The 8,312-nt window shown below is 43.8% G+C and carries 5 protein-coding genes; 2 read left to right on the top strand and 3 right to left on the bottom strand.

Annotated features, from left to right (window positions below; translation table 11 throughout):
• Nucleotides 1–205: 205 nt before the first annotated feature.
• Nucleotides 206–1,819, top strand: a complete 1,614-nt coding sequence (locus COV43_05555) for a hypothetical protein (GenBank protein ID PIR25514.1) — start codon at nucleotides 206–208, stop codon at nucleotides 1,817–1,819.
• 95 nt (nucleotides 1,820–1,914) lie between these two features.
• Here COV43_05555 and COV43_05550 read toward each other — a convergent pair whose 3' ends face one another.
• Nucleotides 1,915–2,856 (bottom strand): hypothetical protein, encoded by a 942-nt coding sequence (locus tag COV43_05550; GenBank protein ID PIR25513.1) that lies wholly within the window; start codon nucleotides 2,854–2,856, stop codon nucleotides 1,915–1,917.
• A gap of 155 nt (nucleotides 2,857–3,011) precedes the next feature.
• Entirely contained in the window at nucleotides 3,012–4,907 is a 1,896-nt protein-coding gene (locus tag COV43_05545) for a hypothetical protein (GenBank protein PIR25512.1), read from the bottom strand.
• Between the two features lie 176 nt (nucleotides 4,908–5,083).
• Here COV43_05545 and COV43_05540 point away from each other — a divergent pair, with 176 nt between their 5' ends.
• Entirely contained in the window at nucleotides 5,084–7,630 is a 2,547-nt protein-coding gene (locus COV43_05540) for a hypothetical protein (GenBank protein PIR25511.1), read from the top strand.
• Here COV43_05540 and COV43_05535 read toward each other — a convergent pair.
• Nucleotides 7,620–8,312: an endonuclease gene (locus COV43_05535; GenBank protein PIR25510.1), complete on the bottom strand. Its 693-nt coding sequence runs from the start codon at nucleotides 8,310–8,312 to the stop codon at nucleotides 7,620–7,622. The two genes, COV43_05540 and COV43_05535, sit on opposite strands and share 11 nt — an antisense overlap.

Below are 8,312 nucleotides of genomic sequence, written 5' to 3'. Positions count from 1 at the left end.
TCTTAAGTAAAAATATCGTACGGGCCATCGCACTACCCAATTCAATATGATCTTGCACGTTTTTTTTACACTTTTTCCTTTTTGGAACAGAGTGCCATCCAGAAAACAAAACACCTGTTCAAAAATGGTGTTTCAAAACGAGAACTTCCTGAAAAAAAGAACACTTAGCATTTGAAGTTCAAGCAGATTCTTCTACAAGAAAGGCATGAAAACACTTCGTTTCGAACGTAGCCAAATGCCCTTGTTGGAATATGGCATCAGCAAACTTCCTCTCACCGTGGGCCGCGGCACCGACTGCGACATCGTTTTACTGGATGAGGAAATCTCACGAAAGCACTGCAAAGTAGATGAAATCGAGGGACAGCTCGTTCTTATCGACCTGCAATCTCGAAATGGCATTTTTTACAAAGGCCAAAAAGTTTCCAGCGCGCCGCTTGAAGCAGAAACTTCACCTTCCATTGCTTCATGGAATATTTGTGTTCAAAATGATGTGCAACGCGAGCAAGAAAAAACGGTCTATTTAGCCACACCCACTTTGCTGGGTGCAGATACAAACTCACAACCCAGCTCATCTTCCTGTCGTTGGATTTTGGAAGCAAAAGATGCCGAAGGAAATACAAGCCACCTTTTTCTCTCTGAAAAAACGTACATCATTGGCCAAGATAAAAACTGTGATGTCTGCCTTAATGATCCTTACCTTTCACGCAAACACTGCAGCATTGTGGTGAAGCAAAACTCACTCGAAGTAAAAGATTTGGAAAGCACCAATGGCACCAAAATCAATGGCATCAGTATTCGCAAGTCAGTCATCACCAGCAAAACACAGATCGAATTGGGAAAAAGCAGCATCAGCTTAAAACCCCGAGACGAAAAAATGCATCATCCCATCGCACTCAAAAGTTTCGGCAGACTTTTGGGCGAAAGCCAAAGCATGAAGCTGCTGTACAAGCTCATCAGAAAAGTGGCGCCCAGTGAGGCCAGCGTTTGCATTGAAGGTGAAACCGGAACCGGAAAAGAAGTGTTGGCAAAAACCATCCACGAAGAAAGCAAACGAAGCGACAAGGTTTTTCTTGCGCTCAACTGCGGCGCCATTCCCGAAAACTTGATCGAATCTATTTTATTTGGCCACGAACGCGGAGCTTTCACCGGCGCAAGTGAACGCCGCGCTGGTGTTTTTGAGCAAGCCAATGGTGGTACTTTATTTTTAGACGAAATTGCCGAAATGCCACTTGAACTGCAAACACGCTTGCTGCGCGTGCTGGAAGAACGCGTCACCAGAAGAATTGGCGGCAAAGAAGATATTCCCGTTGATGTGCGCATCATCACGGCAACACATCAAGACTTGAAGCACTTGGTAGAACGCGGAAAATTTCGCACTGACTTATACTATCGCTTGTACATTCTGCCTTTGCACTTGCCACCACTTCGCGCACGCAAAGAAGATGTTGCTCTTCTTGCCGAACACTTTCTGCGTGTGCTTTCTCCAGAACAGCCAAAAACACTTTCCAGCGCTGCTCTTGCAGTGCTCACAAAACACAGCTGGCCAGGAAATGTGCGCGAACTCAAACACACCCTGGAGCGCTCTGCCCTTTTTTGTGAACACAATGTTTTGGACGCAAGTGATATTCTCCTCGCACCTGCTGCAGAAGGAAAACTTCGCCCCCTTCGTGAACAGGAAAAAGAACGCATTCTCGAACTGTGCAGAAAATACCACGGCAATCAATCCCGTATCGCCGAAGAACTGGGGATGGCCAGAACAACCCTTATTTCAAAGTTGAAATCCTACCAAATAGAAAGCAGTGAGTTTAAGGTGAATTAGATTCAGTTTTTAGTTTGTGGTTTGTGGTTATTTTGAAGTTTTTGTTTCTTCTTTTGTGAATTTAGGGGATCCAGGGATTCTCGTTTACTTTACGTTTAAGCTTTTGGAAGTGCATCAATTTGCTGTTGTTTCAACGCATCCAATTCGCCACTTCGGCTTTCAAGTTGCGCAATACGGTCTTCATGGAGTTTAATAGAATCGCGCGCTCTGTCAGCGGCTGCAAGGGCTTGTTGCATTTGCAAGCCAAGTTCTTCTGCGCGTTGAAGGATAGAATGCGTTTGCTTATCAATCATAATCGCAAATTCTTTTGCTTGCTGATCAAGTTGTACTTCTCGGCTTTCAAGTGATTTTTCTGCAGCTTCATTTCGCGCTATTCTTGCCTCTTCATCATGTCCAAGATCTTCATGCTGACGTTTGAGCGCTCGAAGTTGATCACTGTCTTGTTGTGGATTTAAACCATTTGCAAACTGTGTTGGGTTACTTGGTTGGATTTGAGTTACCTGATGGTTGGCGTCGATATAGGCAACTGCAAAACGTGTAAAAGCTGCAAGTGCTTTTGCCCACACTGTTTCCCAATGACTATCTGCAGTATTTTGCGCATCGAGTAAAACAAGCTTCCAATAAGCGCTCACACGATTTTCAACGAGAGGTTTATCATGAGCAATGCGTTCGGCGAGACTTTGCCGTCTCTCGCGCATCACTTCGTTTTCTTTGATTTGCCCTTCTAGTTGTGCGCGTTCCGAGTTTACACTTTCCTGGCCAGAAGCAAGACGGCTTTCATTTTCGGCTTTTTGCTTATCAACGGCTTCAAACTGGCCATCATTAAGGGCTTTCTGTTGCTCAAGTTGTTGAGCCTGGGCTTCTTGCGCGGCAACCTGCTGCTCGGTTTGGGCAATGACATCCCTTACCTTATCGGCTTCACCAGCAAGGCTAAACTTATTCTGCTCGGCTTCGGCATTAAGCTGCTTTTTCCTCGCTTCGAGGGCGGCAGCTCGGCTTGCAACTTCAGCAGCTCTTGTTCTTCCAGCACTCAACATAGATACACTTCTCCTTACACATAACTTATCGGCCGTACCTTAGCCAAAGTTGCTTGAAAATGAAGAAAAAAGCTTAGGAATTTCAATGGTTTAGAAACTATTTTTCAAGGCTTTTGCTGAATGGGGCTAAAAGTGGGAAAAACCAGCTTATATGGCTATTTTACCAGCTTCAAAAACTGCTTTTCATCCAGGATGTTTAGCTCTGCTCCCTTGGCTTGCAAGGCTTTGGCTTTGTCTAGTTTTGAGCCAGCTCCACCGCCGTCGCCCACCACCAAAAACTGAAGCGCTGAACTTACGCCCGAAAGTACCTCGCCGCCTTCGGCTTGCACCAAGTCTTCAGCTTCTTTTCTGCTCATTTCCAACATTTTTCCGGTGAACAAAAAACTTTTTCCGGCCACTTTTCCGCTTTGCTTTTTCTTGGTTTTTTCTACGCTCACGTACTTCAGCAAACGAGCAAGCGAATGTTTTTTTTCCTTCAATCCTGAAACAACGTTATGCGCAATCACCGGACCAATGCCTTCCACTTGGGCAAGCTCTTCTTCATTCATTTGCCGCAAGTCTTCAAGGCTTCCCAAACTTGCCAAAGTTTTTGCCATGCGTTTTCCCACTTCTTTAAGGCCAAGCGCTAATATCACCGTTGCTTCTGGCAATGTTTTTTTCTCTTCGATGTTGCGCAACAACTTTGTGGCAAGCGTTTCGCCCATGCGATCAAGCTCAAGCAATTGGTCTAAAGTGAGCTGATAAAAATCTGAAGCCTCCGTCACCAAACCTTCTTCGTACAGTTTTTCTAAAAGTTTTCCACCAAAGCCGTCAATCTCTGCCGCTTTTACAAAATGCTCAAGCTCCGCAACCTTTTGCCGCACGCAGTTTTCCGAGTTGGTGCAATACAAAAAATCCTCTTCGCGTTTTGTGGGTGCATCGCACGCTGGACATTTTTCAGGAACGGCAATTGCCTTTCCACTAGCCTTCACCACCGATTCTACATGCGGAATCACATCACCGCGTCTCATCATGACAAGCGTTGACCGTTCTTTCAGCCCAAGTTTTTCCATGAGGCCAACATTGTGCAACGAAGCTCGGCGCACCGTTACTCCCGAAAGCAACACGGGCTTCACCAAAGCCACCGGCGTAATAGTGCCTGTTCTCGCAACACTCCACTCGATGCCTTCCAGTTCGGTGATTCCGGTTTCACCCTGAAACTTATACGCAATGGCAAAACGTGGATGATGCGCGGTGGAACCCAAACGCTCTTGCTCTGAAAGTAAATCGGCGCGGTAGACTACACCATCAGTTTCGAAATCAGATTTGTTTCGTTTTTCCACAAAATAATCGAAAGGTTCGCGAAGATGTTCGCGATCGCACAAACGCGTTTCCACTTGCGGAAATTTATGTTGCTTCAGCAACTCTCTTTTTTCATGTTCAGTTTTTACGTTTGCACCCAAAAGATCATAGGCAAAAAAAGACAAATTATAAGCTTCCGTTTTCTTTGCATCCTTCAGCTTAATAGCTCCAGCCGCCAAGTTACGAGGATTTGCAAACTGATCTTGATAGCGTTTAAACACCGAAAGCGGCATAAAAATTTCGCCACGCACTTCAATGTTGTGGAGTGAAATCTTTTTGGGAACATCATGGATGTGCAAGGCATTTTCAGTAATATCTTCACCAAAAACACCGTTTCCACGAGTGGCTGCTAAATGCAATTTTCCCTTTTCATCATAGTGAATCGAAACGGCGCAGCCATCAATTTTTGGCATCGCAATAATTTTTCCCTCACACTTAGAAGCCCATTTGGCGAGTGTTTCCTCGTCATAGCATTTATCAAGTGAAAGCATTGGACTTGTGTGTTCCACTTTTTTTGACGCCACTTTCACATCACTGGGCAAGGTTTCAAAAACTTTGGATTGAGGAAAACGCTTTCGAAGTGTTTCTACCAGCTGATCGAACTCATAATCAGAAATTTCAGGCGCATGCTCTTGAAAGTAGAGATCATTATGATGATGAATTAAGGCTTCAAGCTTTTCTTGCGACAATTTTTCATACTTTTTATTCATTACTCTTCTTCTCCCAGGCAGGGTGAGATACCGATAAAAAAGTGGAAAGTAAAGTGAGCAATACTTTGTTTTTCGCCCTGTAAAAACGAGGAAAGCCACTCTCAAAAATGATTGCACTTGCGATGCATCTCCACTAGCTTCCCGGAAATTCTTAATCGTCTGCCCTGGAGAAAACCATGTCACTACAGTCTTTCACCCTCAGCAATGGAATGCTTGTCATTCTTGAAGAACTCCGCGCGTGCCCAGTTATTTCATTTCAAGCAGTTGCCAAAGTGGGCAGCGCTTTTGAAACTGACGCCGAAGCTGGCATTGCACATTTGATCGAGCACATGATGTTCAAAGGCACGCCAACCCGCCCAACAGGCACCATCGCCAGAGATATTGAAGCCGCTGGCGGCGACATGAATGCATACACTTCGTTTGATCAAACCGTCTATTACATGAGCATGGCTTCTCGGTTTGCGCACAAAGGTTTAGAAATTTTGTCCGATGCCATGCAACATCCTCTTTTCGACGCCGAAGAACTGGAGCGTGAAAAAGAAGTGGTGCTTGAGGAAATCAAGCGTGAGCGCGACAATCCCGGCCATGTGGCAAGCAATCTTTTGTTTAAAACAGTTTTTAAAAAACATACTTACGGTCGCCCTATTATAGGATTTCCTGAAACCGTAAAAAACTTTAGCCAAGACGATCTGTTTCGTTTTTACAAACGTTGGTACACACCACACAATATGATTTTTGTGGTGGTGGGAGATTTTGACAGCAAAAAAATGTTAGTTGATATCACGAAAGCTTTTTCATCATTCTCGGGAACACCAGCGCAGAAGCCACTTTCCGACGACATTGAAGAACCAAGTCAAAGCTCAATTCGTTCAATTGCAAACACCATGAACATTCAGGGAAATTATTTTTCTTTGGGCTGGCACATTCCTTCCATTGCGCATGAAGATATTCCTGCCATTGATATTCTCAGCCACATTCTTGGCGGCGGCGAAGCTTCTCGTTTAGAGTTGAAGGTGAAGGAAGAACAACAACTTGCACTTCGCATTTCAAGTTATGCCTACACTCCAAGAAGCCCGGGCATATTTGCTATCAGCGGACTTGCCGAAGAAAAGAAAATGGAAAAACTTTTTGCAGCCATTAGAGATGAACTCCATTTTCTGCAAACAGATCTTGTTTCCACAGATGAAATTGCCAGAGCCCGGCTCAACATTATTTCTTCCGAACTCTACGAACGTGAAACCGTTGGCGGACTTGCGGGCAAGCATGCATATCTTCTTTCAACCGCTGGCAATTTGGACTTCGAAGAAAAATACCAACAAGCTCTGTACAAAGTTGACGCACAAATGCTTCAGGATGTTGCCAAAAAATATCTCCACCTCAAGCAAAGCTCGGTGGTACTTGTCCTTCCCGAAACATCAGCTTGGAAGAAAAAACACAAATCACTTGAAGGCATTTTGTTGAAGCAAAAGAAACAAAGTATACAAAAGAAAAAATCTGGACCTGTAGTGACGAAACTTTCCAATGGTCTTAAGCTCATCATTCAACCAACACATCATCTTCCGCTTGTCTCGATGGTGGCGGCAAACCTTGGTGGGCTTCGTGCAGAAAATGTGCGCAACAATGGCATTAGTCTTTTGCTTTCACGAGTGGCTGCAAAAGGAACAACACAAAGAGACAGCAATAAAATTGCACACGACATCGACCGCATCGCTGGATCTGTTGGGGCTTTCAGCGGAAAAAACAGTGTAGGTATGCGAGCCGAATGCATGAGCGAACACTTGCAAGTTGGCTTCGATCTTTTTTCTGAAATTATTTTGGATGCAAACTTTGATACAAATGAAGTGAAAAAAGAAAAGTATTTGCAGCTTGAGCAAATACGACACCAAGAAGACAACTTAAGCAAAATGGCCTTTCAGTATTTTCTTGAAGCCCTCTATCCCAAGCATCCATACGGTCTTCCTGTTACAGGAAAAGCTGCTTCGGTAAAAAAACTTCAGGCCAAAGACTTAAAAAAAGCATGGACGGATTCTTTTCATACTCCAGAAATGCTGATTTCGATTGTGGGTGACGTGAACGTAGATACCACCATTCACATGTGCGAAGAACGCTTTTCTGGCTTCAAAAAGAAGGCTTCAAAAAAACTTTCTTTAAAATCAGACGCTGCACCAAAACACATTATTGAGAAAAAAGTACACAAAGCTGACAAACAGCAAGCCCATATTGTACTTGGATTTAAGGGCATTAGCTTTTATGACAAAGATTACTATGCAGCTCAAGTGCTGAACAATATTCTTTCTGGCCAGGGCGGAAGATTGTTCTTACAACTCCGCGACAAACAAAGTTTGGCCTACACCGTTACCTCAGTTTTACAAGCTGGAATCGATCCTGGTTATTTCGCTGTTTATATTGGAACTGATCCGGCGAAAACAGACACCGCTATCAGCAGCATGAAAAATGAACTCGAACTCATCTCCACTAAAAAAGTGAAAGCCGATGAACTTGATCGCGCGAAACAATATATCGCTGGAGTTTACGAACTCGATCTTCAACGCTTCGGCTCCATTGCTTCCAACATGGCCTTCAACGAGTTGTACGGTTTAGGCATTGAAGAAATGAAAAAATATCCCGAACGCGTTTTGAAAGTAACAACTGAAGATGTGTTGCGGGTAGCAAAAAAATTAATTCATTTAGATGCATATGTGCTCTCGCTGGTTACTCCATAGAGGATGAGAGACGTTGATACGTTCCACCGTTCCAATTGAATGCATTTAACGGGCATTCGCTGCACTTTGGATTTTTTGGACGACAGTAGTTTTTTCCTACTTGCACAAGCAGAGCATGGTATTCGTTGAAGTAAACATGATCGTCAGCAAACGACGAGTGGAAGCGGTCTTGCAAACTTTCATAATCATCTTCTTCGAGTGCTAAATAATGACGAAATAAAATTCTTTTTGTGTAGGCATCAATCACGAAAATTGGTTTTTCCAAAGCATACAACAAAATGGAATCGGCAGTTTCAGGGCCAATGCCTTTTAGAGCTAACAACTCTTCTCTGAGTGCTGATGTTGATTTTTCTTTCATAAGCGCAACATCACCTTCGTATTCTTCCAAAAAATACTTCAGAAAAGTTTTCAAGCGTTTTGCTTTTTGACGAAAGAAGCCAGATGGCTGGATGAGCAGCTCAAGTTCAGACGTGGAAAGTTGATACATAGCGTTAGGTTGCAAAGCAGCACTTTGCTTCAAGTTCTGCAAAGCCTTTTCTACATTTTTCCAATTTGTATTTTGGGTAAGGATGGCGCCAACCATCACTTCGAAGGGAGTTTCCGCTGGCCACCATTTTTGTGCACCAAAAACTTCAAAAAGATGTGAGTAGATTTCTTTCAAAAACTGACGGGATGAAGACAT

This window comes from Deltaproteobacteria bacterium CG11_big_fil_rev_8_21_14_0_20_42_23, from assembly GCA_002796345.1.
Lineage (GTDB): Bacteria > UBA10199 > UBA10199 > 2-02-FULL-44-16 > 2-02-FULL-44-16 > 1-14-0-20-42-23.
Note: the sequence above shows the minus strand (reverse complement) of the source record. Positions and strands in the feature narration are given on the sequence as shown.